This window comes from Pseudarthrobacter sp. NPDC080039 (assembly GCF_040702335.1).
Classification (GTDB): domain Bacteria; phylum Actinomycetota; class Actinomycetes; order Actinomycetales; family Micrococcaceae; genus Arthrobacter; species Arthrobacter enclensis_A.
This window is the reverse complement of record NZ_JBFBKY010000014.1, coordinates 30,022-53,374: the sequence shown is the minus strand read 5'-3', so window position 1 is coordinate 53,374 and position 23,353 is coordinate 30,022. Positions and strand designations below refer to the sequence as shown.

Genomic DNA, 23,353 nt, shown 5'->3' with positions numbered 1-23,353 from the left:
ACCTGATGCCCCCAAACCACCAATGCGCCACCACCTGATACCCCCAAACCACCAACGCCCCACCACCCTTTATGGAAAGCAGCGAACCCTCCCCCACGGAATGTGGGAGAGGGTTCGGCAGGACGCTTCACCTGATAACGCGTTGGGGGAAAACGCGCAGTAGGTGATGGGGCGTTGGAAGAGAACGCGCAGTAGGGGATGGCGCGTCGGGTGTGGGATTAGGTGAGCGGGCCGTGGAGGTCCGCGAGTTCCTGGTGGCGCGGGCTGTTGGGGTTCATCAGGGAGTGCTTCCGGCCATAGCCGAAGTAGATCACCAGGCCGATGATCAGCCACACCACGAACCGCAGCCACGTTTCCCAGTGCAGCTGGAGCATCAGGAAGGCCGAGGCCAGAACGCCGAAGGCAGGGATCACGGGCATCAGGGGCAGGCGGAACGTGCGGGGCGCATCCGGCCGCTTGTAACGGAAGATGATCACGGACAGGCAGACGACGACGAACGCGGCCAGGATGCCGATGTTGGTGAGATCCGCGACCGCCTTGATGGGGAAGACGCCGGCCAGGAAAGCGGAAGCGATGCCGGCGATCCAGGTAACGCGCTGCGGGGTGCCGTGGCGGTCAGTCTTGGCGAACCAGCCGGGGAGCAGGCCGTCGCGGCTCATGGAGAACCACACGCGGGTCACGCCGAGCAGGAAGGTGAGCATCACGGTGAGGATGGACAGCACCGCGAACACCGAAATGATGGTGGCAATGACGGGCAGGCCCACGGAAGTGAACGCGGAAGCGAAGCCGGCCTTGGGATCGATGTCCTTGTAGTTCTGCATGCCCGTGAGGACCAGGGTGGCGGCAACGTAGAGCAGCATGGCGATGATGAGCGAGAGCACGATGGCCTTGGGCATGTGCTTCTTGCCGTCCTTGGCTTCCTCTGCGGCGGTACTCATGGCGTCGTACCCAAAGACCGCGAAGAAGACGGTGGCGGATCCTGCCACGACCGGGCCGAAGCCGCTGGGCATGAACGGGTTGTAGTTGTCGGTGTTGATGTAGAAGACACCCAGCCCGATGATGAAGAGGATCAGCACCACCTTGATGGCCACGGCGACGAGCTCGAACCTGCCGAAGGCCTTGGTGCCGCGGGACAGGATCCAGGTGACCAGGAGGCAGACCAGGATGGCAGGAATATTGACGATGCCGCCCTTGCCTTCGTCAAACGTGGAGGTCATCCAGGCCGGCAGGTGGATGCCAATGCCGGCCAGGAAGGCGTCCAGGTAGCCGGAGATGCCGATGGCCACCACCGCCACAATGGCGATGTATTCCAGCAGCAGGTCCCAGCCAATGAACCAGCCGATCACCTCGCCGAGTGCCACGTAGCCATAGGTGTAGGCAGACCCTGCGCGTGGGATCATGCCCGCGAATTCCGCGTAGGACAGGGCCGCGGCCGCTGAGGCCAGGCCTGCGATCAGGAAGGAGATCAGTACCGCGGGCCCCACTCCCGGGTTGCCTTCGCTGCCGGCGGCCACCAATCCCGCAAGGGAAAAGATGCCGACGCCGATAATGCCGCCAACACCAATGGCGGTGAGCTGCCACAGCCCGAGGGACTTGAACAGCCCGCTGTGCTTGCTCTCTTCTTCGATGTCATCGATCGGCTTGCGCCGCATGATCGACTGGCTCAAATCTTTACTGCTCATCAGGAACTCCTGCTTTGGGGTCTACCCCGCCGCGGCACGCCAAGGAAACTGGCTGTGACGGGGGTAACTCGGTTCCAACAGTATGCGTGCGGGGTTGCGTTAGATAAAGTGACTACTTCTAACCTATATTCATTAGTTTCAGTTAGGAATCCATCATGCTTGACGTCCGCAGGCTCCGGCTGCTCCGCGAGTTAAGCATCCGCGGCACGCTTGCCGAGGTGGCCGAAGCACTGCAGTACAGCCCGTCGTCGGTCTCCCAGCAGCTGGCGCTCCTGGAAAAGGAAGTGGGCGTGGAGCTGCTCCGCAAAACCGGACGGCGGGTGCAGCTGACGCCCCAGGCGGAAGTTCTGGTGGCGCATACGGCGCAGCTGCTGGAAACCATGGAACAGGCCGAAGCGGACCTGGCTGCGTCCCTGACCACGGTGACCGGAACCGTGCGGATCGCCGTTTTCCAGTCCGCCGCCCTGGCGCTGATGCCCGATACCTTGACCAGGATGGCCGCCAGGTATCCGGAGGTGCGGATCGAGATGATCCAGCGTGAGCCGGAAACGGCACTGCATGAGACGTGGGCGCGGGACTTTGACCTGGTGATCGCCGAGCAGTATCCGGGCCACGCGGCCCCGCGCTACCCCGAACTGGACAAGGTGAAGCTGACCACCGATGCCATCCGCCTGGCTGTTCCCCCACCATCCCCGGGCAGGCCGGCCATCCGTTCCCTGGCGGACACGGCGGAGCTGTCCTGGGTCATGGAGCCGCGGGGGGCCGCGTCACGGCATTGGGCCGAACAGGCCTGCCGCAGCGAAGGGTTCGAGCCCGACGTCCGCTTTGAGACGGCCGACCTCCAGGCCCAGGCGCGGCTGATCGAGTCCGGAAACGCGGTGGCCCTGATGCCGGACCTCGTCTGGACCGGCCGCGGGACAACGGCGCAGCTGCTGGAGCTTCCTGGAAAGCCGCACCGCACCATCTTTACCTCGGTCCGCCGCTCCAGCGCCCAGCGGCCGGCGATCCTTGCGGCCCGGGAGACGCTTGCCGCAGCAGCCGCCGCCGTGGCGACGGACGACGCCGGGTGACCGGCCGCCGTCGTACCTGTCCCTGAGTGCGCTGCCAGACAGCACGTCGTTGAGCGCCAGCACCCCTGCGCAACGACGGCACACATCACTGCGCGCGAGCGTCATCCGGAGTCGCCGTGTTTCGTGCGTCACTGCGGTCAGGGGGCCGCAGGTCTAGACTTGAGCCGTTATGAATCGAACAATGTTCAAGTCCAAAATCCACCGGGCCACCGTCACGCACGCCGACCTGCACTACGTAGGATCGGTCACCGTCGACCTGGACCTGCTCGAGGCCGCCGACATCCTCCCCGGCGAACTGGTGTCCATCGTGGACGTCACCAACGGCGCGCGGCTTGAAACGTACACCATCGCCGGTGAACGCGGCTCCGGCGTGATCGGCATCAACGGTGCAGCGGCGCACCTGATGCACGAGAACGACATTGTCATCCTGATTACCTACGCCCAGATGACCACCGAAGAGGCCAAGTCCTTCGAGCCGCGCGTGGTCCACGTGGACGAAAACAACCGGGTCATCCAGCTGGGCAACGACCCCGCCGAGGGCATCACGCCCGGCATGATGCGCCCGCCCTTCGCGCTTAACAACGCCGCCCTGTAACCGGAGCGTGGACTCCGGCAGACACCTGACCCATGCCCGGGGAGGCATCCTTTGCTAGGGGTGCTGGCAGGGTTCTTCGTGGTCTGGTGCATCATCCTGGTGGGATGGTTCGTGGGCCGGCGGCGGATCCTCGGGGATAACGCGCGGCCTGTCCTGAGCGGCCTCACCTTCTTCGTGGCCAGCCCGGCCCTTCTCTTTGAGACGTTAAGCAAGGCCCACCTGCAGGAAGTATTCGCCGAGCCCCTGCTGGTCACCGCCGTCGCGGCCATCACCACGGCCACCATTTTCTTCACCATCGCGCGGTTTTGGCTGCGGCGGGCGCTTCCCGAGGCGCTGATGTCCGCCATGTCCGCTTCCCTTGCCAACTCGGCCAACCTGGGTATTCCGATCGCGGTATATGTCCTGGGCGACGCCAGCTATGTGGCGCCGCTGCTGATCTTCCAGCTGGCATTCTTCACCCCGATGTTCCTCATGATCCTGGACTCGAGCACCAGCACGCACCGCACCACGGTGGTGGGGTTCTTCCTGATGATCCTGCGCAATCCCATGATCGTGGGTTCCGGCCTGGGGTTGCTGGTGGCCGGCACCGGTTTCCAGGTCCCGGCGCTGGTGATGGAGCCGATCCACCTGATCGGCGGGGCGGCGATTCCTGCCATGCTCATCGCGTTCGGGATGAGCCTGAACGGCACCCGGCCGCTGCAGGCCGCTGCAGGCAGACGGGTGGACACCGTGCTGGCGAGCGGTTTCAAGCTCGCCGTCCAGCCGGCCCTTGCCTATGCTTTTGCCCGCTTCGCGCTGGGGATGGACGGCCATGCGCTGTTCGCCGTGGTGGTCACGTCGGCGCTCCCCACCGCGCAGAACGTCTTCGTGGCGGCAAGCCGGTACCAGACGGGACTCACCGTCGCCAAGGACACCGTCCTGATCACCACCGTGGTGGCAGTGCCGGCGATGATTGGCGTGGCACTGCTGCTGGCATAGGCACCGACCAAAGGCATGACCGCAGCTTGGAGGGCTGATGAATACTGTGTTGGACACCGTGGTGATCGGCGGCGGGGCCATGGGCTCTGCGGCTGCCTGGGCCCTGTCTCGACGGGGGCGGCAGGTGACGCTGGTGGAGCAGTTCGGCCCCGCGCACAAGATTGGCGCGTCCCACGGCGCCACCCGGAACCTCAACCCTGGCTACCACCAGCCCGACTACGTGGACATGCTGGCCGAGGGCCTGGCCCTGTGGGAGGAGCTGGAGCAGGAAAGCGGCGAGCAGCTGCTGGCGCGCACGGGCATTGTCACCCATGGCCCGGGCGGGGACCTGCCCAAAGTCTTTGACTCGCTGGCGGCTGCGGGCATCGAGGCCGAGTTCCTGGAGCCGGCGGAGGCCACCGAGCGGTGGCGCGGCATCCGGTTCGACCGGCAGGTCCTGCACATGCCCGACGGCGGCCAGCTGAACCCGGAAGCCGCCCTCCCGGCGTTCCAGCGGCTGGCCATTGCCCGGGGTGCCGAGATCAGGCACCACACCAAGGTAGTGGACTTCAAAGTGTTCGACGACGGCGTGCGGCTCACGCTCGAAGGGGCGGCGGGCACGGAGGTGGTCACCGCAGCCCAGGCCGTCGTGACGGCTGGCGGCTGGACGGAGAAGCTGCTGGCCAAGGTCAGGGGCAACGACGCAGCAGCCTTCCGGATTCCCAGGCTGAGGGTCACCCAGGAGCAGCCGGCGCACTTCCGTGTGGCGGATGCCGGCGCGGTGTGGCCTGGTTTCAACCACTACCCGGGCCCGGATTACCGGGGCTGGTACTCCCCTGTGTACGGGATGCTGACCCCGGGCGAGGGCGTCAAGGCCGGGTGGCACGGCGTGGGGCCCGAGGTGGACCCGGACCACCGCGACTTCCTGCCGGAACCCAGGCAGCTCGTGGCCCTGCAGGACTATGCGCGGCAGTGGCTTCCCGGCGTCGACGCGGATTCCTTCGAGGCCATCAGCTGCACCTACACCACCACCCCGGATGAGGACTTCGTCCTGGACCGCATAGGGCCGGTGGTGATCGGGGCAGGCTTTTCCGGCCACGGCTTCAAGTTCACCCCGGTGATCGGGCGGATCCTGGCAGACCTTGCCACCGGGACCCGGCCCGCACCAGAGATCTTCCGGGCCTCCCGCTAGGGGCACTGCGTCAACCGGCGCTACCCGACCTAGAGAAAGAGAACCAGTGATGACAATCCCAGAAGAAGTCGACACTCCAGAGATCCTGGTCGACCGGGATGTGCTCCAGCGGAATATCGACCGCATGGCCGCTGCCGTCCGCGCGAAAGGCTTGAGCCTCCGACCCCACGTTAAAACCCACAAGGTGCCCGAAATCGCGCAACTGCAGCTGGCGGCCGGTGCAGTCGGCATCACTGTAGCGACCCTCGGGGAGGCTGAAGTCTTTGCAGAACAAGGAGCTACCGACATCTTCATCGCCTACCCCATCTGGGTCGGTCCTCGTCAAGCCGAACGCCTGCGCCGACTTGCTGCCACCACAAAGATCTCAGTAGGACTGGATTCACGGGAGGCCGCCGAAGCTATGGGAGCGTCCTTGGATGACGCAGCCAGCGACTTTGACGTGCTGCTGGAAATCGACAGCGGCCATCACCGAAGCGGAATCGCCCCAGGTGCCGTCGTTGAAGTGGCCCACGCCGCGGCACGCGCCGGTCTGAAGGTCAGAGGCGTCTTCACCTTCCCAGGCCACAGCTACGCCCCCGGGATGCCCCTGAAAGCAACCGAAGAAGAACGGTTGGCCCTCAGACAGGCCTCGGACCTGCTCACACAAGCAGGATTTGAAATCCTGCACCGCAGCGGCGGTTCAACTCCCACCGCCACCCTCACCGGTGAATCCGTAGCCACCGAGGTCCGGCCTGGAGTTTATGTCTTCAATGACGCCCAGCAACTGGAACTGGAACGATGCACCCCTGAAGACATCGCGCTGACCGTCGCAGCAACAGTGGTAAGCCGCCATGAGGGCGACGACGTCATACCGCGAAGGATCGTCCTGGACTCTGGCAGCAAAATCCTGGGCGGCGACCGACCTGCGTGGGCCACCGGCTTTGGACGGCTGCTCGACTATCCCGAAGCACGCATCACCGCGCTCTCGGAACATCACGCGACCGTGGTCTGGCCAGCAGATGCAGAGCTCCCGCCTCTCGGAGAGCGGTTACGGGTCATACCGAACCACGTATGCGTGGCCGTGAATCTCGCTGACGACATCACTGTCGTCAACAGCGGCAAAATCGTGGACCGCTGGCGCGTAGCCGCACGCGGAAAAAACAAATAGCGCTGGGACGAAAACACACATTCGCCCTGAGGGCTTGTCTGTAGGAAACATCTCCGCCGGCGGCAGCCTAGCTGGAGCTGCCTTCCGCCTGGGTGGGAACTGGCTCCGCATCGGGATTGCCGCTGTCTTCGGCCTTGACCGCGGGCATCGCCAGCACGGCCGCGACCGTCAGCAGCCCGGCCACCAGCGCCGCCAGGAACACGGCGCCGGAGGCGCTGATCACCGTGGCGGAAGCGGCATTGCCCCCGTCGCTGCCGCCGTAGATGGCGTTGGCCACGGCGCCGAACACGGCCACGCCCAGGGCGCTGCCGATGGACCGGGCGAACATGTTGGTGCTGGTCACCACGCCGCGTTCATGCCAGGGCACGCTGGACTGGGCGGCGATCAGGGTGGGGGTTGCCAGCAGGCCCAGGCCGAGCCCGACGACGAAGCAGCTGACGGCGATCAGTGCCACGTTGGGCGAGGAGGCGGTCAGGGACAGGATCAGCAGGCCCGCCACCGAGATAGTGATGCCGATCAGGGCGGTGGATTTGAACCCGATCCGGAGGTAGAACTTTCCTGCCTGCGAGGCGCTGAGCGGCCATCCGAGGGTCAGGGCGGCGAGCGCCAGGCCGGCCACCAGCGGCGAGGATGAGAGGGCGCCCTCCAGGAAGGTGGGCACGTAGGAGGTCAGGCCGATCATCACCGTTCCGACGCCGAAGGAGACCAGCGCGGTGGTGGCCAGGAGCCGCCGGGACACTACCCAGGCGGGCAGGATGGGTTCCGCTGCACGCCGTTCCACCAGCAGGAACGCGCCGAGCAGGACTGCTCCCACCACAAACACGCCAATGCTGATGGGGGAGTTCCACGCCCACGCCTGGCCGCCCTGCAGGGCGCCCAGGATGAGCAGGCCGAGCGATCCGGCCAGCAGCACGGCTCCGGCGTAGTCCACCTTGTGGGTGGCGCGTTCCACGTTCTCGTGGAGGGTGCGGATCAGCATCCACCCGGCCAGGAGGCAGAGCGGGACGTTGACCAGGAAGATGCCGCGCCAGATGCCCAGCGCGGAGAAGATGCCGCCCAGGCTGGGGCCGACCACCGAGGAAACAGCCCAGACGCTGGCCAAATAGCCCTGGACCTTGGCCCGCTCCTGCAGGGTGTAGATGTCGCCGGCGATGGTGACGGAGACAGGCAGCACGGCGCCGGCACCCAGTCCCTGCAGGGCGCGGAACGCGATCAGCGAGGGCATGCTCCACGCCATCCCGCACAGCACCGAACCGAGCAGGAACAGGCCAATCCCGGTCAGGATAAGGGGCTTGCGGCCTGCCATGTCGGAGAGTTTGCCGTAGATGGGCACGGACACCGCCTGCGCAAGCAGGTAGGCGGAAAACAGCCAAGGGAAGGACGCGAACCCGCCCACGTCCCGGACGATGGAGGGGACCGCCGTGGCCACGATGGTGGAGTCGATGGCCACGAGGCCCGTGGAGAGCATCAGGGCGATGAGGATGGGCCCGCGTTCGGAGCGGAACCCGACGCCGTCTTTTGCGTTTGCCATGTCAGACCCGTACCAGTCCGGCGGCCTCGGCCAGCAGCTCGACGGAGCGCAGGCGCTCCCTGGTGCCGGGGCTCTGGTGGGCCACGATGAGTTCGTCGGCGTCGGCGTGCTTGCCGAAGCTGTCCAGGTACTCGATGACGGCGTCCGGCGTGCCCACTGCGGAGTAGGTCATCATCTGGGCCATGTGCCGCCCCTGGGGCGAGTCGAGGATCATGTCCGCCTCGTCGTCGGTGAATTCACGGGTACCGCCGCCAAAGAACAGCGAGACGCGGGCGCGCTTGGTGGCCTGCAGCATCTCCTGTGCCTCGGATGCGGAGTCGGCCGCGATCACGTTGACGCCGGCAATGACGTGCGGCGCATCGAGCTGTGCGGAGGGCTTGAATTCGCGGCGGTAGGTGGCCACCGCATCCTGCAGCGCGGCCGGGGCAAAGTGGGAGGCAAAGGCGTAGGGCAGGCCCAGCTGCGCGGCCAGGCGGGCGCCGAACAGGGACGAGCCCAGGATGTACAGCGGGACGTTGGTGCCCTTGCCCGGGGTGGCTTCGACGCCCTGGATCCGGGTGGGCCCGGTCAGGTAGCCCTGCAGCTCCAGCACGTCCTGCGGGAAGCTGTCCGCGGACATGGGGTCGCGGCGTAGGGCGCGCATGGTGTTCTGGTCGCTGCCCGGCGCGCGCCCAAGGCCCAGGTCGATCCGGCCTGGATGCAGGGTTTCCAGGGTGCCGAACTGTTCGGCGATGGTCAGCGGGGAGTGGTTGGGCAGCATGATTCCGCCGGCTCCCAGGCGGATGCTTTCCGTCTGTGCGGCCACGTGCGCGATCAGCACGCTGGTGGCGGAGGACGCGATGGAGGACATGTTGTGGTGCTCGGCGTACCAGATGCGCCGGTAGCCCAGCTTTTCGGCGCTTTGCGCCATGGCCACGCTGCCCGCGAAGCTCTCCGCCGCCGTCTGGCCTTTGCCGATGGTCGCCAGGTCAAGGATGGAAAGGGGAAGAGTCACGTCAGGTGCGGCCTTTCAGGAACGTTTCGTAAGAGTGGCCGGCCGGATCACGGCGGGCACTTGAGGCATAACCACGGCAGGGCCCGGCTTATTTCGTGATTTCCGGAATACTCAGCACACTGATGAGGTTGCCGCCCCTATGAGCCATGATTCAACGAACCAGCTGGAACTGTCCGCAACGATTGACCTCAAGGACCTGGGAACCGTGCACCGGCTCGGTTTCGGTGCCATGCGCATCGTGGGTGACGGCGTCTGGGGCGAGCCCGCAGACCGCCAGGCTGCCGTGGCCGTGGTGCGCCGCGCCGTCGAACTCGGCGTTGACTTCATCGACACCGCCGACTCCTACGGCCCCAACATCAGCGAGGAAATCATCGCCGAGGCCCTGCACCCGTATAAGGAGGGGCTGAAGATCGCCACCAAGGTGGGCTTCACGCGCACCGGGCCCAACAAGTGGATCCCGGTGGGCCGACCGGAATACCTGCGCCAGCAGACGGAGCTGAGCCTGCGCAAGCTGAAGGTGGACACTCTGGACCTGCTGCAGCTGCACCGGATCGATCCGAAAGTGGACGCCGAGGAGCAGTTCGGTGTGCTGCGCGAGCTCCAGGACGAGGGCAAGGTGCGAGCGCTGGGCCTGTCACAGGTGAGCGTGGCGGAGCTCGAAGCGGCCGGAAAGCACTTCACCGTGTCCACCGTGCAGAACCGCTACAACCTGACCGACCGCAGCTCCGAGGACGTGCTGCGCTACTCGGAGGAGAACGGCATCGGTTTCATCCCGTGGGCACCGATTTCCGCCGGTGAGCTCGCGCAGCCGGGTGGCCCGCTGGACGAGGCCGCGAAGCGTCTTGGCGCCACCACCTCCCAGGTGGCACTGGCCTGGCTGCTGCGCCGCTCCCCCGTCATGATGCCCATCCCGGGCACGGGATCCGTGCAGCACCTGGAAGAAAACATGGCCGCCGCCGGCATCACGCTCGACGACGACACGTACGCCGAGCTGGAAGCAGCCGGCAAGTAGCAAGCGGCTTCGGCCACTCACGTCAGCAACGACAGGAGAAACACCATGGCAAACATCCTGATGGTCGTATCGGCCGCAGATTCCCTCACCATGAAGGACGGCAGCGAACACCCCACGGGCTACTGGGCTGAGGAACTGGTGGTGTCGCATCAGTCCCTCACGGAGGCAGGAAACACTGTCCACATCGCCACCCCCGGCGGCAGGAAGCCCACCGTGGACCAGGTGAGCCTTGCCGCAGAGTCGGCCGGCGGCGAGGACCGTGCGCAGGGCTTTAAGGACTACCTGGCCAAGATCGACGCCGAGCTCGCCCACCCGCTGGTCCTGGCCGACGTCGACGTCGCCTCCTACGATGCCGTGGTGATGCCCGGTGGGCATGGCCCCATGGCGGACCTGTACAAGGACGCCGATCTGGGCCGCATCCTGGTGGCAGCCAACAAGGCCGGCAAGATCATTGCCCCGTTCTGCCACGGACCCGCCGGGCTGCTGAGCGCAACGGACGACGACGGCGCGTTCGCCTTCAAGGGCCGGCGCCTCACGGTCTTCACCAACGAGGAAGAGCTGGGCGGCGGCACCGGCGAGAACACGCCATGGCTGGTGGAGGACGCCCTCAAGGAGAAGGGCGCCGTGATCGAAAACGGCGCCGCCTGGTCCTCCAACGTGGTGCGGGACGGCAACCTGATCACCGGCCAGAACCCGCAGTCCAGCGGGGACGTGGCCAAGGAAGTCCTGGCGGCGCTGTCGTAGGCACCCGCGCCGACCCTGACGCGGCAAGAGGGGACCAGTTCAATGCGGACCGGTCCCCTCTTGCCGTCTCCCGGCCTTGTTGCCCTGCCGGGAATATGTCTCCGCCGGTCCTCCGGTGAACCGCCGTTACTCCCTGTATCTCCGGGTTTCGCGGGCCTTTGATTCCTTCGAAGGGGCTGCCGGATAGTTGCTGCAACGCGCACTCCCGCCGCATCTTTCGGCCCTTCCCAGGAGGAACCATGCCCATCACAACCAAGCCGGCCGCCGTCGCAGCCCTTGCCGTCTCAGCACTGCTGGGACTGGCCGCCTGCTCCGATCCCGGCGCCTCGGCGGCGACAGCGCCGTCGTCGTCCGCCACCAACTCGGCCGGCAAAACCTTCAACCTGTCCCCCGAACAGGACCGCTTCAAAGTCTCAACAGACCCTGCCGCGGCGGCCCTGGTGCCTGAGTCCATCAAGGCCGACGGCAAGCTCACTGTGGTGACCACGGGCGGAGCGGCGCCGCTCAGCCTGTTCGCCACGGACAACAAGACCCTGATCGGGAGCGAGGTGGATATCGCCTACGCCGTGGGTGAGTCCCTCGGCCTGCAGGTGGAGGTCCTGCCCGTCGCCTGGGCGGACTGGCCACTGGGCATTGAATCGTCCAAGTACGAGGCGGTGCTGTCCAACGTGACCGTCACCGAGGCGCGCAAGGAAAAGTTCGACTTCGCCACCTACCGCAACGACCTCCTGGGCTTCTACGCCAAGAGCGACTCCAGCATCGGGGAGATCAAGGAAGCCAAGGACGTGGCGGGCAAGAGGATCATCGTGGGCTCCGGCACCAACCAGGAAGCCATCCTGGTGCGCTGGGATGAGGAGAACAGGAAGAACGGCTTGGCGCCGGTCCAGTTCCAGTATTACGACGACGACTCCGCCTCAAGCCTGGCCCTCCAGTCAGGCCGCGCGGACCTGACGTTCGGCCCCAACGCCGCTGCCGCGTACAAGGCGGCGCAGGACGGAAAGACGAAGGAAGTGGGCACGCTGAACGGCGGCTGGCCGCTGACGGCACAGATCGCCTTCACCACCAAGAAGGGCAACGGCCTGGCGGTCGCGGCGCAGGCTGCGCTGAACCACCTGATTGACGACGGCACCTACGCCCGGATCCTGGACCGCTGGGGCCTCTCCTCGGAGGCCATCCAGAAGTCCGAACTGAACCCGGCGGGCCTGCCGAAAACATAGGGGCCACCGACGAAGGAATCCCCGCCGGGCGCATTTCGTTGCCCGGGGGGATTTTTCCTTAGCTTTACCAGGACGGCAGTGCGGGCACCGGGCCTGCCGCTTCAAGCTCCGTGGCGTCGCCACGTGCGAGCCATTTCAGGAGGCCCTCCCGGTCCGACTCAACCCGGAGGGCGCCGTCGCCGATGACCCATTCATCGCGTTCCTCGGTAACCAGCGTCATCCCGGGCGCTCCCTTTGAACGCAGCGCCCGCACCACGGCCTCGATGGCGTTCAACAGCGAATCGGGGTCTGCCTCATCGATGGTCCAGGCGGTTTCCAGGTCGTGGTGGTGCACCACCACCTCGGCGATCCGCAGCGCCACGATGGACGTGGCCGGCAGCTCCCGGCCGGCCACCTTGACTTCCGGCGCCGCAAGCTCCCCGGTCAACCGCTGGGCTTCACCGGCAAAATTGGCGGCAGAGTCCCGAACTTCAGCCAGGAGCTCCTCCCGCGGCAGCGCAGCTATTGCGGCGATGGCCTCCGAGCGTGCTTCAGGGGAAGCGTACAACTGGCGTTCCTCCCCGGAGGTAGCCCAGTCGATCAGACCTACCAGGGCACGTCCGCTGGATGCGACGTGGGCGATGACGTGCGCACGGGTCCATCCTTCGCACAATGAAGGAGCAGCCAGCTCTTCATCGGACAAGGAGGAGACCGTGGCCAGGAACATGTCCGTCTCCCGGCCCAGGCGGGACAGGTCTGAGTGCAGCCGTGCTGGATTGATCATTCCGCCAGCCTAACCGCGGCACCATACCCCCGGCCACGGTTACGGTCCGCCCGGTCCACACCGTCCGCATATGGATGAGCCCCCTCCGTCCCATCGCCGCCGGAATTCCCCTTTAGCCGGGCGCATTAGGCCTGTTCCGGCGGGATCCATCGCAAAGACAGCCCCTTTGATATGCGGAAACGGCACAATGCACCCCCGGCGCGAAACCGGGCATTTCCCTCATATACCGCACGTCACATTGCCTGTCAGGCTGGATTTGCCACGGCACTGGCCAGCACAGCGTGGAACACGCCGGGACCGCGGCCGAGGAGCAGCTAGATTACGTCGGAAAAGTATCTCAGTGGGATCTTTTAGGGCTATTCTATGAATCAATGAGGCCGCATCGCGCCTCACCCGAAAAGTTGGAGAGGTGCGCCTGCAATGGAGATCCGGCAGCTGAACTACTTCATTGCGGTTGCGGAAGAGCGCCACTTTGGCAGGGCGGCCAAGCGCCTGCACATGGCGCAGCCGCCCCTGTCCCAGCAGATCCGCCAGCTGGAGGACCAGCTGGGCGTCCAGCTCCTCAACCGCACCACCCGTCGGGTGGACCTGACGGCGGCGGGCCAGCTCCTGCTGGACCGAGGCCGCCAGATCGTCAACGACGTTGAGACGCTCCGGGCGGATGTCTACCAAGTGGGCAAGGGCGCCACCGGCGTCCTCCGGGTGGGGTTCTCCGGGTCGGCCACCTACGGCGTGATGCCCCGGATCGCGCGGCTCACCAAACAGGTCATTCCCGGCCTGTCGCTGGCGCTGAACGGAGAGATGCTGACGCCGTCCATGGAAGCGGGACTGCGAAACGGGACCCTGGACGCGGCACTGCTGCGTCCCCCCGTTGCGTCCGAGGAGATCGACTACCGCGTCGTCACCCAGGAGCCACTCGTCGTCGCGCTTCCCTCCTTCAGCGCCCTGGCGGTGGACCGGCCCGTGGCCATGCACGAACTGCAGGACCAGGACTTCATCGCCTACGCCCCGGAGTCCGTGCTGAACCGTATTACCTCGGACCTCTGCCGCCAGGCAGGCTTCCAGCCGCGGATCACGCAGGTGGTTGGTGAGACCTCGACAATGCTGGCATTCGTGGCCGCGGGCGGCGGCATTGCCGTCATGCCGTCCGGCGTGCGCGCCTTCCAGCTCGATGGCGTCGCGTACCGGGAAATCGACAACGTTCCCCCGGTGGAACTCGCCGTCGCCTGGTTGCGCGGCCACCGCTCGGCCCTCCTGCAGAACTTCCTGGACGTCGTGGTCACCGCCACGGCCGGCGCGCCGGCGCCTGCCACACCCCCTGCTCCTGTTGATGAAAGGCACCTCCCATCATGAAGATCGCAGCCATCGAGGCGATCCCTTATTCGATCCCGTACCGCCACCCGCTCCATTTCGCGTCCGGCTCCGTGCACGAGGCCGACCACGTCCTGGTCCGCGTCCACACCGACGATGGCGTGGTGGGAACAGCAGATACTCCACCCCGCCCGTACACCTATGGCGAGACGCAGAAGTCCATCGTCGCGGTGGTGCAGGATGTCTTCGCCCCGCAGCTGGTGGGCACCGACGTCTTTGACCGGGAAAAGATCCAGGCCGTCCTGGCCCGGACCATCCATAACCAGACGGCCAAGGGCGCAGTGGACATTGCCGTATGGGACGTCATTGGCAAATCCCTGGGGCAGCCCGTGACCAAACTGCTGGGCGGCTACACCGACTCTCTGCGGGTGTCCCACATGCTCGGGTTCAAACCCGCCCAGGAACTCCTGGCGCTGGCCCTGGAGTTCCGGGAAACGTACGGCATCAACACGTTCAAGCTGAAGACCGGCCGCCGCCCGCTGAAGCTGGACATCGAAGCCGCCAGAGTGCTGCGGGAGGGCCTGGGTGAGGACGCCGAGCTGTACATGGACGCCAACCGCGGCTGGACAGCGAACGAGGCCGCCGAGGTGCTGCGCCGCACCTCCGGCCTCGGCCTGCAGTTCCTTGAGGAGCCGGACGACGCCCGCGAAGTCCTGGGCCGCCGCCGCCTGGTCACCAACTCCCCCATCCCCATTGCCGCCGACGAATCCGCTGCCAACCTGGGCGAAGCCGCCCGCGAAATCCTCACCGGCGGCGCCAACCTCCTGTCCGTCAAGACCGCCCGGTCCGGCTTCACCGAAGCTGCCAAGATCGTTGGCATGGCCGAGGGCATGGGCATTGACGTCTACATCGGCAACCAGATCGACACCCAGGTGGGCACGGTGGCCTCGGTGGTGTTCGGCGCAGCGTTCGCCCACACGGCCAGGCGCGCCGCGGAACTGTCCAACTACCTGGACATGTCCGATGACCTGCTGGCCCAGCCGCTGGCCATCGCGGACGGTCGGATTCGCGTTCCTGAAGGCCCTGGCGTGGGCACTGACGTGGACGACGACAAGCTCGCGCACTACCGCACCGACTGAAAAGCATCCCTTCCATCGAGAGGTCATCCATGAAGTACATGGTCCATATGGACGTCAAACTGCCCGCCGGCATGCCTGCCGCCGAAGCTGCCGAAATCAAGGCACGGGAGAAGGCTTATTCCCAGGAACTGCAGCGCTCCGGCAAGTGGCCCGAGATCTGGCGCGTGGTGGGCGAATACGCCAACTACTCCATTTTCGACGTCGAATCCAACGACGAACTGCACGGGATCCTGCAGGACCTTCCACTGTTCCCTTACATGGACATCACTGTTGTTCCGCTCGCCAAGCACCCCTCGGACGTGAAGTAGCAGCCGGTCGCCGGGTCAGTCCTTGGCCCGGAACGCGGCCGCGAGTTCACTGCGGGACCGGATTCCCATTTTCCGGTACAGCCGCGTCAGGTGGTACTGCACCGTCTTTTCGGCCAGGAACAGGGCCCGGGCCGCCTCCTTGTTGGTTGCCCCGGCAGCCACCAGCTCGGCCACGGCCTGTTCCTGGGCCGTGAGCTGTTGATGGTGGCCGCCCACCGAAGAAAGCACCGGGTCCGCCGGGTCCGGCAGGTACCCCACATCCAGGCCTGTTGCCTTCAGCTCGCGGTCGCACCGTTCCACATACGTGGCCGCGCCGAGGGTGTCATACAGGTCCCGCGCAGCACGCAGCACTGACGACGCCAGGCGTCGCTTTCCCGCCCGGCGCATGCTTTGCCCGAACGCGAAACTGATCCGTGCCCGCAGATAGGGGCGGTTGAGCCCGCCCAGGTGCCCCAGCGCCGCCTCGAAGTACTCCCTTGCCGTGTCCGGGTCCCCCTGCGCGGCCAGCAGCCGCCCCCGTGCCCACGCCATGCGGGCCAGGTCCGAAGGGACTTCCCGCTCGCGGTGCACTCCTTCGAACGCGGTAAGGAACGTCTCTGCGGCATCGAGCTTGTCGGTCATCACCAGCGCGTTGACGTAGGTGTCCTGCCACGGCCAGAAGGACACCCGTTGATCAGTCCAGGGGTCCAGTTCCGCCAGCGGCTGCAGGGCAGCAAGGGCACTTTCGTAGTCCGCCCGTGCCTCGTGGAAACGGGCGCGCGCCAGGCCGGCAGGGACCTGCATGGCGCGGTAGGTTCCCGGCTGCACCGCGGCCTGTGACACGTAGTAGCGTGCCCGGTCCCAGTCGCCCCGCATGGACCACAGCTCGGCGGCCGTCCAGTACAGCAGCGGCCGGATCAGCGGCATCCGCGAGGTCTCCAGCCGGACGCTTGCCCGGGAGATGGTGGCGGCGGCGGCATCCCAGTTGCCCAGCACAAGGTGGGTGCGGGCCAGCCAGGCCTCGGCCCACAGGGAGATCCGCAGCGATCCCCCGCGGTAATCGGTCGGAGCGGCCGACTCAAAATTCACCAGCGCGGACTCGGCGTTGTCCAGGCGCAGAGCCAGCCAGCCGGCGCCCATCTGCACCCGCTGCTTCTGGGCATTCTCGGCCGCCTGCTCGGAGGCCCGCTGGTAGGAGGCCTCGGCGTCCGATATGCGGCCCTGGGCATAGAGGCCCAGGCCGTAGATGGCTTCCGACTCGATGTGCGCCGGTGTTCCGGGCTCCGTGAGTGACATGGCGCGCTCAGCCCACCGCGTAATCATTGGACCGTCCCAGGAGGCCACCCCGTGGAGGACGAACCGCTGGGCCACCTGTGCTGCTGCGGCGGGGTCATGCTGCGGATTGCTGGTGCGCCAGGCCATCTCCAGCTGGCTTTGGGCGCTGTCATTCTGGCCAGACACGGTGGACAAATACCCCAGCACCGAGGAGCGCAGGGGCGACGGCTGCAGGGCATCCACGGCCCCGGCCCAAGCCTGCGCCTGGGCCACGTTGCCGGAGCCCACCAGGGCGTCGACGGCTTTCAGGAGCCGGAGGTTGCGGGCGCGGATATCCGGGGACAGCCGCGAAGCGGAGAACAGCGCGGTGGAGGCATCCTGCCACGCCCCAACCCTGGCCTGCCGCCGCGCGAACTCTTCCAGTTCCGCGGCCAGGGTTTCGTCTGCGGCCGGGGTGGCTGCAACGCGGTGGCCCAGCTGTTCACCCTCGGACTGAACAACCTCGGCGGCCTTCCGGTGCAGGGCAATGCGCCGGCTGGGGACGATCTGTTCGTAAACGGCTTCCGCGGAGCCGGGTTCTAGAAAGGCGACGGCGGAGCGTGACTGGTCCACGGACAGTCCCAGCAGCCCGGCGCGGTGTCCCTCATCGAGCGCCGGCATGACGGATTCCAGGCCGCCCACCCTGGCCACCTCAGCCAGGCCCGCGCCGGGACCGAGCACCGCTGCGGCTTCCGCTGCGGCGACTAGGGTGGGGGACGCGGCTGCCAGGACGCTGCGGACCCTAGCGCGCACCCGGGAGGTGGGCGGCAGGGAAGGGAACCACGACTGCCAGGTCTCCGGGGGCAGTTCACGGAGCAGCTCCACGATGGACTGGGCTATCCCGCCGGTGTGCGCCACCAGGCCGTGGGCCGCCGTCGCGCTGAGGTCCAGGCCGAACAGGCTCCGGGCCACATCCTGGACCTGCTGCGGCGAGAGGGGTTCCAGCGGAATCCGGGCCACCTGGTGGCCGGTGAGGAAGTCGAGCACGCCGGCGGGGACGCGGGGCGCGTCACCAGGGTCAAGGGTCAGCAGGAACAGGACCCGCTTGTCGTGCAGCCGGCGCATGACAAAGGTGAGGATGCGCAGGCTCTCCTCATCGAGCTTGTGGACGTCGTCGACGGCGACCACCACGCTGCCGTGCGTCTGCAGCCCTTCGAGATGGGTGCTGAGGGTGGCGGCGTAGTTGACCACCTGGCCGGGCGTCAGGGAGGCGACGGGCCCGGGCGCCAGGGCCTGGCCGCCGTCGTAATCCTTTGGCGTACGGAGCGGGAGGGTACGCATGAGCTGGGAGTAGCCCGCAAGGGCGAACTGTGCCTCCCAGTCGTCCCCCATGGCGGACAGCACGCGGACGCCGCGGGCCGCGGTCCGGCAGTGGTCCAGGAAGAGTTCCAGAAGCGCGGTTTTGCCGGACCCGGGCGGACCGGACAGGACAACGGTTCCCACCTTGCCCTTGCGCACCGTGCGGAGGATTTCCAGCAGCTGCTCGAACGCCGCGGCCCGGCCCGCCAGCGGGAAGTCCTCCGCCTTCTCGCCCTGGGTGGAGCCCGCTGTCATGGCCGCAATCCTACCGGAGCGGCCCGCACGCCCCTGGTGCCGCGCGTCCAGCACTGGCCCCTACCCCAGGTCACCGCCGGCCACCGGGAGGATGCTGCCGGTCAGGTAGGACGCCTCGTCCGAGGCAAGGAACACGATGGGCGCCGCCTGCTCGTCCAGGGTGCCGTATCGCTTCATGAACGAGGACTCCACCGTCTGGTCAACGATGACCTGGTACCAGTCCTTCTCGGTGGCGGACACGGCTTCCGGCCCGCGCTTGACCTTCCGCGGCGGGGCTTCAGTGCCGCCCGGGGCGGTGGCCACCACGCGGATGCCGTGCCCGGCTGCCTCCATGGCCAGCGACTGCGTGAGGGCGTTGACGCCGCCTTTCGCCGCGGCATAGGGCACCCGGTGCATTCCCCTGGTGGCTACCGAGGAGACGTTCACGATCGTGCCGGAGCCCTGTTCCATCATGGCCGGCAGGACTGCACGGCAGGTCCAAAGTGTGGGAAAGAGCGAGCGGCGGATTTCCTTCTCGATCTTGTCCTCGTCGTACTCCTGGTAGGGACGGGCCCAGATGGTGCCGCCGACGTTGTTGACCAGGACGTCCACGCGCCCGTGGGCCGCGAGCGCGGCCTTGACGGCCTGGGTGGCGCCGGCGAATGTCTCCAGGTCTGCGGTGACGGAGGTGGCCGAGCCGCCCGAGCCCGAGGCCTTGGCGGCCTCGTCGATGCCGCGGGCAACGTCGTGGACCAGGTCCGCGCGGTCCACCAGGACCACGGCGCCGCCTTCGGCGCCGATGCGCTCGGCCACCTTCCGGCCTATCCCCTGGGCGGCGCCGGTGACGACGGCGACCTTGCCGCCGAACCTGCCCGGGGTCACGTATTGCCCGGCGTACGGCGCAGCCATCAGAGCGCGGCCTTGGCGTCGATGGCACCGGCCATGGTGTCCTTCGCGTCCTGGGCATGGGCGGTGATGACGGCCCGGAGGTGGTCCTTGTCCCCGCGTTCGAAGGCGTTCACGATCTCAAGGTGGTCCTGGGTGACGCGCTCGAAGATCGGCGTGCCGGCTTGAAAGGCCGCGGCCATCTGGGCATGGACGTCTAGGCGCCGGTAGGACTCCAGGAGCATGGGGTTGTCGCAGACCGTGAAGAGGTACTCGTGGAATTCCTCGTTGGTGCGCGCGAACTCCTCGGGATCGGTGATGTTCCCTGCCTGCACCGAGCCGGTAGTAGCTTCGGCAAGCCGGCGGAACTGGCGCAGCTGTTTGTCGCTGAGCCTTCCCAGCAGCAGTTCGCTGACGGCAAGCTCCAGGCCCATGCGGGCATCGAGCTGGGCGAAGCTGTCCTCCTTGCGGAAGTCCAGCCGGCCGGTCTGCAGCGAGGACACGGCCTCACCGCGGCTCATGGTGTCGCCTTCGGCCTGGATCTTCGCGGCCGGTGCCGGGGCGCCCGTTTCCGCGTCGCCTCCGGTGGTCTCCTTCGGCGCGAAACGTTCGAAGTAGAAGTTGGCGGGCTTGATGCCTTCGGTGTCCAGCCACTTGGAGACGGCGTTAACCATAGGCGGCGGGCCGCAGAGGTAGATGTCCACGTCGCCGTCGTTCAGGTGCTTCGGTTCGATGATCTGCGTGACGTAGCCGGTGTGCGGGGCGGAGGTGCCGGGTTCGGAGGCGATGTAGTCCCAGGTGAAGCCCGGCAGCTTCGCCTCATAGGCGCGCAGCCAGTCCAGGCCAACGATGTCGGCCTCGCGGGTGAGCCCGTAAACCAGGTGGACCGGGCTGGACGGCGGGTTGTCGGAGAGCTTTTCCAGGATGGACAGCAGCGGGGCGAGTCCGGTGCCGCCGGCCAGGAGCAGCAGGGGCCGTTTGGGCTCGCGCAGGAAGAAGGATCCGTAGGGGCCGGTGAATTCGATGGTGTCGCCTACGGCGGCGCGGTCGCGCAGGTATTCGGACATGGCGCCCTGGGGAGTCACGCGCACCATGAAGGACGCGTCCTGGACCTCGGGACCGCTGCTGAAGGAGTAGGAGCGCTCGGCGTCGGTGCCCGGAACCTTGAGGTTGACGTACTGTCCGGGGAGGAAGGCCAGCGCATCCCGGTTGTCCACCTCCAGGGTGAAGGACACCGTGGTGTCCGTGTGCCGGTTGAGCTCTTTGATGGTGGAGCTGAAGGTAGCCGCCGCCGTCTTGGCCGACTCTGACGTGGCCGGGATCTGGATGGCCAGGTCGGATTCCGGAACGGCCTGGCATGTGAGCAGGTAGCCCTTTTCGAGTTCCTCCTCCGTCATGGCGTCGTCGATGTAATCACCCGGGTCGAAGGATCCGGAATCGCAGAACGCCTTGCACGTACCGCAGGCGCCGTCGCGGCAGTCCGACGGGATGTTGATGCGTGCCTTGTAGGCGGCATCCATGACGGTCTCATAGTCGCCGACCTTGATGACTTTGGTGACGCCGTCCTCGAAGCTGAGGGCTACTTTGTGGCCCATGGGGTCCTCCTGACTGGGCGGGCGCGCCATCGCGGCCCGGAAAAGTTGTGGCGTGCCCGGCGGGCACAGCGGTGGAAGCTGCCCTGCGGCGCCAGTACGTCCCGGGCGCCGGCTGCGGGCAGGTCAGATCATGTAGACATCCACCACGTGGTGGATGTAGTCGTTCTTCAGGACCACTTTCTTCTTCAGGACCACCGGCTGCGGACCGGAAAGGTCCAGCGTGTAGTAGCTGGTACCGAAGTAGGTGTCCGTCGTGTTGTAGCGGAAGTAGAGGGTGAACCAGTTGAAGCGCACCTCCACCTTGCCGCCGTCGTTCGCCAAAACCTCGACGTCCGTGATGTTGTGGCCCGTGCGCGGCTCCGGAAGGGAAGTGGCCGAAGACCTGTCGGTCTTGATCCGGAACACCCGGTCCTCGATGCCGCCGCGGTTGTCGTAGTAGATCAGGGAGATCTCGTTCTGGGGATCCTGGGTCAACTGGTCGTCCACGTCCCAGGCCGGCATCCAGAATTCGGAGTCCGGGTGGTAGCACTCCAGCCATTCATCGAACTGGCGGTCATCCAGCAGGCGGGCCTCCCGGTAGAGGAACGCCCGGACGGTTTCGAGGGTCGCAATGTCCTCTGCGGTCTTCAGGACCGGGGCGGTGTGGGTCAGGTTGGTCATGAGTTCTGCGCTCTCTGTGGTTCCGGTGGGCTCTGTCAGGCGGTGAGGGGGACGGATTCCAGCGCGGAACGCTCCTCTTCCTCCGCCAGGGCCCGGTCCATGACTTCTTTCCAGTACCCGTGCTGGATGGGGTAGAGCCCCTCGTCTTCGGTGCGCATGCCGGAGGCGATCACCCTGGTCATGCCCAGGGCCTGCGCCTGCCCGTCCGGGCCCGCGATCTCGTGCGCCGAGCCACGGGTCATGTCATTCCACGGGGCACTGGTGGCCCAGTAGGTCTTGTTGCAGGAGCGGAATTCCTCCAAGTCGTCCGGGGTGGCCATGCCCGTGGCGTTGAAGAAGTCCTCGTACTGGCGGATCCGCTTGGAACGGTTCTCCTGGGACTCCCCCTTGGGGGCGATGCAGTAGATCGTCACCTCGGTCTGGTCAGCGGAAATGGGCCGGAAGTGGCGGATCTGGGAGGAGAACTGGTCCATGATGTAGACGTTCGGATAGAGGCACAGGTTGCGCGAGATATTGATCATGAAGTTCGCCATCTCTTCGCCGTACTTAGCCACGAGTTCGTCGCGGCGGTCCCAGAGCGGGCGGTCCTGGGGATTGGTCCATTCCTGCCACAGCAGCAGGTGCCCGTGGTCGTACGAGTAGAAGCCACCCTTGACCTTGCCCCATTTGCCGGCATCCATGGCCTTGGTGGTGTTGGCGGAGTCACCGGCGCTGCGGCGGGCCGTGGTGGCGGCGTAGTTCCAGTGCACTGCCGTGACGTGGTAGCCGTCGGCCCCGTTCTCGGCCTGAACCTTCCAGTTGCCGTCATAGGTGTAGGTGGAGGACCCGCGCAGCACTTCCAGGCCTTCGGGCGACTGGTCAACGATCGAGTCGATGACCTTGGTGGCGTCGCCCAGGTGCTCCTCGAGCGGAAGCACGTCGGCCTTCAGCGAGCCGAACAGGAAGCCGCGGTAGGACTCGAAGCGGGCCACCTTGGTGAGGTCGTGTGAGCCTTCCTTGTTGAAGGTCTCGGGGTAGCCGGCGTTCCGGGAGTCCTTGACCTTCAGCAGCTCGCCGGAGTTCTTGAAGGTCCAGCCGTGGAACGGGCAGGTGAAGGTGGTGCGGTTGTCCGTCTTGCGCCGGCACAGCATGGCGCCGCGGTGCGAACAGGCATTGACGAGGCAGTTCAGCTGCCCGTCCTTGTCCCGGCTGATCATCACGGGGGTGCGGCCGATGTAGGTGGTGAAGTAGTCGCCCACGTTGGGGATCTGCGACTCGTGGGCGAGGTAGACCCAGTTGCCCTCGAAGATGTGCTTCATCTCGAGTTCAAAAATCTCCTGGTCGGTGAAGATCTCGCGCTTGGCCCGGATGACCCCGTTCTCACGGTCGTCGATCACGGCGTCGGCAAGGACCTCGCGGACATGGATCAGGTTCTCGGTCATGGCGTGCTCCTTCATTGGAGATTGCTGGACGAATGGGCGGGAGGTCCAGCCGGGAGGAAAACTCCGTCAGCGGACGTTGTCCTGCAATTCTTCCCGCTGGTGACTCTCCTCACATCAGGTAAATACCTAGCGTCAACCAAGGGTGTTTTTATGTACGCATAATGACAAAAAAGACGCCCAGTTGATATTTGTAGCGTCCTTATCAGCGTGCCTAGGATGAGACCGACATCACGCGGTGGTGTGCAGGGCAGGTCAAGCTGACCGCGTCGGGCGCAGGAGCCCTTCCTGTCCCATTCAACGAAGA

Annotated in this window: 20 protein-coding genes; 11 read left to right on the top strand and 9 right to left on the bottom strand. The window is 66.3% G+C overall.

What is annotated here, in order from left to right; all coding sequences use genetic code 11:
- Positions 1 to 218: 218 nt before the first annotated feature.
- On the bottom strand, positions 219 to 1,682 hold the full coding sequence (locus AB0313_RS14950; protein WP_307303751.1) for an amino acid permease: 1,464 nt from the start codon (positions 1,680 to 1,682) through the stop codon (positions 219 to 221).
- 155 nt (positions 1,683 to 1,837) lie between these two features.
- On the opposite strand from AB0313_RS14950, the gene AB0313_RS14945 reads away from it, so the two are divergent.
- The 5 genes from AB0313_RS14945 (at position 1,838) to AB0313_RS14925 (ending at position 6,643) form a co-directional block, all read left to right on the top strand.
- A complete protein-coding gene (locus AB0313_RS14945; protein ID WP_307303749.1) occupies positions 1,838 to 2,752 on the top strand; it encodes a LysR substrate-binding domain-containing protein in 915 nt (304 codons plus the stop codon).
- Between the two features lie 169 nt (positions 2,753 to 2,921).
- Positions 2,922 to 3,347 carry an aspartate 1-decarboxylase gene (gene panD, locus AB0313_RS14940; RefSeq protein ID WP_174237563.1) on the top strand — a complete coding sequence of 142 codons (426 nt, stop codon included), beginning with the start codon at positions 2,922 to 2,924 and terminating at the stop codon, positions 3,345 to 3,347.
- Positions 3,348 to 3,398: 51 nt separating this feature from the next.
- Positions 3,399 to 4,325, top strand: a complete 927-nt coding sequence (locus AB0313_RS14935) for an AEC family transporter (protein WP_141945296.1) — start codon at positions 3,399 to 3,401, stop codon at positions 4,323 to 4,325.
- A 37-nt stretch (positions 4,326 to 4,362) separates the two neighbouring features.
- Positions 4,363 to 5,496, top strand: a complete 1,134-nt coding sequence (locus tag AB0313_RS14930) for an FAD-dependent oxidoreductase (RefSeq protein ID WP_366306436.1) — start codon at positions 4,363 to 4,365, stop codon at positions 5,494 to 5,496.
- Positions 5,497 to 5,542: 46 nt separating this feature from the next.
- The gene (locus AB0313_RS14925; protein WP_366306434.1) at positions 5,543 to 6,643 is read left to right on the top strand and encodes a D-TA family PLP-dependent enzyme; all 1,101 of its coding nucleotides are present in this window, start codon (positions 5,543 to 5,545) and stop codon (positions 6,641 to 6,643) included.
- A gap of 67 nt (positions 6,644 to 6,710) precedes the next feature.
- Here the strand turns inward: AB0313_RS14925 and AB0313_RS14920 are convergent, their stop codons facing one another.
- Together AB0313_RS14920 and AB0313_RS14915 are read right to left on the bottom strand one after the other, a co-directional pair.
- The gene (locus tag AB0313_RS14920) at positions 6,711 to 8,174 is read right to left on the bottom strand and encodes an MFS transporter (RefSeq protein ID WP_366306432.1); all 1,464 of its coding nucleotides are present in this window, start codon (positions 8,172 to 8,174) and stop codon (positions 6,711 to 6,713) included.
- 1 nt (position 8,175) lies between these two features.
- Positions 8,176 to 9,168 carry an LLM class flavin-dependent oxidoreductase gene (locus AB0313_RS14915; protein WP_366306430.1) on the bottom strand — a complete coding sequence of 331 codons (993 nt, stop codon included), beginning with the start codon at positions 9,166 to 9,168 and terminating at the stop codon, positions 8,176 to 8,178.
- A gap of 139 nt (positions 9,169 to 9,307) precedes the next feature.
- On the opposite strand from AB0313_RS14915, the gene AB0313_RS14910 reads away from it, so the two are divergent.
- The 3 genes from AB0313_RS14910 to AB0313_RS14900 all read left to right on the top strand — a co-directional run bounded on the left by AB0313_RS14910 (position 9,308) and on the right by AB0313_RS14900 (position 12,141).
- Positions 9,308 to 10,180: an aldo/keto reductase gene (locus AB0313_RS14910; RefSeq protein ID WP_366306428.1), complete on the top strand. Its 873-nt coding sequence runs from the start codon at positions 9,308 to 9,310 to the stop codon at positions 10,178 to 10,180.
- A gap of 45 nt (positions 10,181 to 10,225) precedes the next feature.
- Positions 10,226 to 10,924 carry a type 1 glutamine amidotransferase domain-containing protein gene (locus tag AB0313_RS14905; RefSeq protein ID WP_366306426.1) on the top strand — a complete coding sequence of 233 codons (699 nt, stop codon included), beginning with the start codon at positions 10,226 to 10,228 and terminating at the stop codon, positions 10,922 to 10,924.
- A gap of 239 nt (positions 10,925 to 11,163) precedes the next feature.
- Positions 11,164 to 12,141 (top strand): ABC transporter substrate-binding protein, encoded by a 978-nt coding sequence (locus AB0313_RS14900; RefSeq protein ID WP_366306424.1) that lies wholly within the window; start codon positions 11,164 to 11,166, stop codon positions 12,139 to 12,141.
- 64 nt (positions 12,142 to 12,205) lie between these two features.
- Here the strand turns inward: AB0313_RS14900 and AB0313_RS14895 are convergent, their stop codons facing one another.
- Entirely contained in the window at positions 12,206 to 12,904 is a 699-nt protein-coding gene (locus AB0313_RS14895; RefSeq protein ID WP_366306422.1) for a maleylpyruvate isomerase family mycothiol-dependent enzyme, read from the bottom strand.
- A gap of 420 nt (positions 12,905 to 13,324) precedes the next feature.
- Between AB0313_RS14895 and AB0313_RS14890 the strand changes: the two genes are divergently transcribed.
- Genes AB0313_RS14890 through catC form a run of 3 tightly spaced genes read left to right on the top strand, consistent with a single transcriptional unit; the run spans position 13,325 to position 15,662 of the window.
- Positions 13,325 to 14,257 (top strand): LysR substrate-binding domain-containing protein, encoded by a 933-nt coding sequence (locus AB0313_RS14890; protein ID WP_141945271.1) that lies wholly within the window; start codon positions 13,325 to 13,327, stop codon positions 14,255 to 14,257.
- A complete protein-coding gene (locus AB0313_RS14885) occupies positions 14,254 to 15,354 on the top strand; it encodes an enolase C-terminal domain-like protein (protein WP_141945267.1) in 1,101 nt (366 codons plus the stop codon). The genes AB0313_RS14890 and AB0313_RS14885 overlap by 4 nt, the downstream gene beginning before the upstream one ends.
- 29 nt (positions 15,355 to 15,383) lie before the next feature.
- A complete protein-coding gene (gene catC / locus AB0313_RS14880; RefSeq protein WP_366306420.1) occupies positions 15,384 to 15,662 on the top strand; it encodes a muconolactone Delta-isomerase in 279 nt (92 codons plus the stop codon).
- A 15-nt stretch (positions 15,663 to 15,677) separates the two neighbouring features.
- Here the strand turns inward: catC and AB0313_RS14875 are convergent, their stop codons facing one another.
- The 5 genes from AB0313_RS14875 to benA form a co-directional block, all read right to left on the bottom strand.
- Positions 15,678 to 18,509 carry an AAA family ATPase gene (locus AB0313_RS14875; protein ID WP_366306418.1) on the bottom strand — a complete coding sequence of 944 codons (2,832 nt, stop codon included), beginning with the start codon at positions 18,507 to 18,509 and terminating at the stop codon, positions 15,678 to 15,680.
- Positions 18,510 to 18,569: 60 nt separating this feature from the next.
- Positions 18,570 to 19,397: a 1,6-dihydroxycyclohexa-2,4-diene-1-carboxylate dehydrogenase gene (locus AB0313_RS14870; RefSeq protein WP_366306416.1), complete on the bottom strand. Its 828-nt coding sequence runs from the start codon at positions 19,395 to 19,397 to the stop codon at positions 18,570 to 18,572.
- Positions 19,397 to 20,968, bottom strand: a complete 1,572-nt coding sequence (benC, locus tag AB0313_RS14865) for a benzoate 1,2-dioxygenase electron transfer component BenC (RefSeq protein ID WP_366306414.1) — start codon at positions 20,966 to 20,968, stop codon at positions 19,397 to 19,399. The genes AB0313_RS14870 and benC overlap by 1 nt, the downstream gene beginning before the upstream one ends.
- 123 nt (positions 20,969 to 21,091) lie before the next feature.
- The gene (gene benB / locus AB0313_RS14860; protein WP_141945254.1) at positions 21,092 to 21,628 is read right to left on the bottom strand and encodes a benzoate 1,2-dioxygenase small subunit; all 537 of its coding nucleotides are present in this window, start codon (positions 21,626 to 21,628) and stop codon (positions 21,092 to 21,094) included.
- Positions 21,629 to 21,663: 35 nt separating this feature from the next.
- Positions 21,664 to 23,049 (bottom strand): benzoate 1,2-dioxygenase large subunit, encoded by a 1,386-nt coding sequence (gene benA, locus AB0313_RS14855; protein WP_366306412.1) that lies wholly within the window; start codon positions 23,047 to 23,049, stop codon positions 21,664 to 21,666.
- Positions 23,050 to 23,353 lie beyond the last annotated feature (304 nt).

What these genes read in the sequence shown, in the direction of transcription:
- AB0313_RS14950 (WP_307303751.1), bottom strand. Translation starts at nt 1,682, where the DNA reads ATGAGCAGTAAAGATTTGAGCCAGTCGATCATGCGGCGCAAGCCGATC.
- AB0313_RS14945 (WP_307303749.1), top strand. Translation starts at nt 1,838, where the DNA reads ATGCTTGACGTCCGCAGGCTCCGGCTGCTCCGCGAGTTAAGCATCCGC.
- panD (WP_174237563.1), top strand. Translation starts at nt 2,922, where the DNA reads ATGAATCGAACAATGTTCAAGTCCAAAATCCACCGGGCCACCGTCACG.
- AB0313_RS14930 (WP_366306436.1), top strand. Translation starts at nt 4,363, where the DNA reads ATGAATACTGTGTTGGACACCGTGGTGATCGGCGGCGGGGCCATGGGC.
- AB0313_RS14920 (WP_366306432.1), bottom strand. Translation starts at nt 8,174, where the DNA reads ATGGCAAACGCAAAAGACGGCGTCGGGTTCCGCTCCGAACGCGGGCCC.
- AB0313_RS14910 (WP_366306428.1), top strand. Translation starts at nt 9,308, where the DNA reads ATGAGCCATGATTCAACGAACCAGCTGGAACTGTCCGCAACGATTGAC.
- AB0313_RS14905 (WP_366306426.1), top strand. Translation starts at nt 10,226, where the DNA reads ATGGCAAACATCCTGATGGTCGTATCGGCCGCAGATTCCCTCACCATG.
- AB0313_RS14900 (WP_366306424.1), top strand. Translation starts at nt 11,164, where the DNA reads ATGCCCATCACAACCAAGCCGGCCGCCGTCGCAGCCCTTGCCGTCTCA.
- AB0313_RS14895 (WP_366306422.1), bottom strand. Translation starts at nt 12,904, where the DNA reads ATGATCAATCCAGCACGGCTGCACTCAGACCTGTCCCGCCTGGGCCGG.
- AB0313_RS14890 (WP_141945271.1), top strand. Translation starts at nt 13,325, where the DNA reads ATGGAGATCCGGCAGCTGAACTACTTCATTGCGGTTGCGGAAGAGCGC.
- AB0313_RS14885 (WP_141945267.1), top strand. Translation starts at nt 14,254, where the DNA reads ATGAAGATCGCAGCCATCGAGGCGATCCCTTATTCGATCCCGTACCGC.
- catC (WP_366306420.1), top strand. Translation starts at nt 15,384, where the DNA reads ATGAAGTACATGGTCCATATGGACGTCAAACTGCCCGCCGGCATGCCT.
- AB0313_RS14875 (WP_366306418.1), bottom strand. Translation starts at nt 18,509, where the DNA reads ATGACAGCGGGCTCCACCCAGGGCGAGAAGGCGGAGGACTTCCCGCTG.
- AB0313_RS14870 (WP_366306416.1), bottom strand. Translation starts at nt 19,397, where the DNA reads ATGGCTGCGCCGTACGCCGGGCAATACGTGACCCCGGGCAGGTTCGGC.
- benC (WP_366306414.1), bottom strand. Translation starts at nt 20,968, where the DNA reads ATGGGCCACAAAGTAGCCCTCAGCTTCGAGGACGGCGTCACCAAAGTC.
- benB (WP_141945254.1), bottom strand. Translation starts at nt 21,628, where the DNA reads ATGACCAACCTGACCCACACCGCCCCGGTCCTGAAGACCGCAGAGGAC.
- benA (WP_366306412.1), bottom strand. Translation starts at nt 23,049, where the DNA reads ATGACCGAGAACCTGATCCATGTCCGCGAGGTCCTTGCCGACGCCGTG.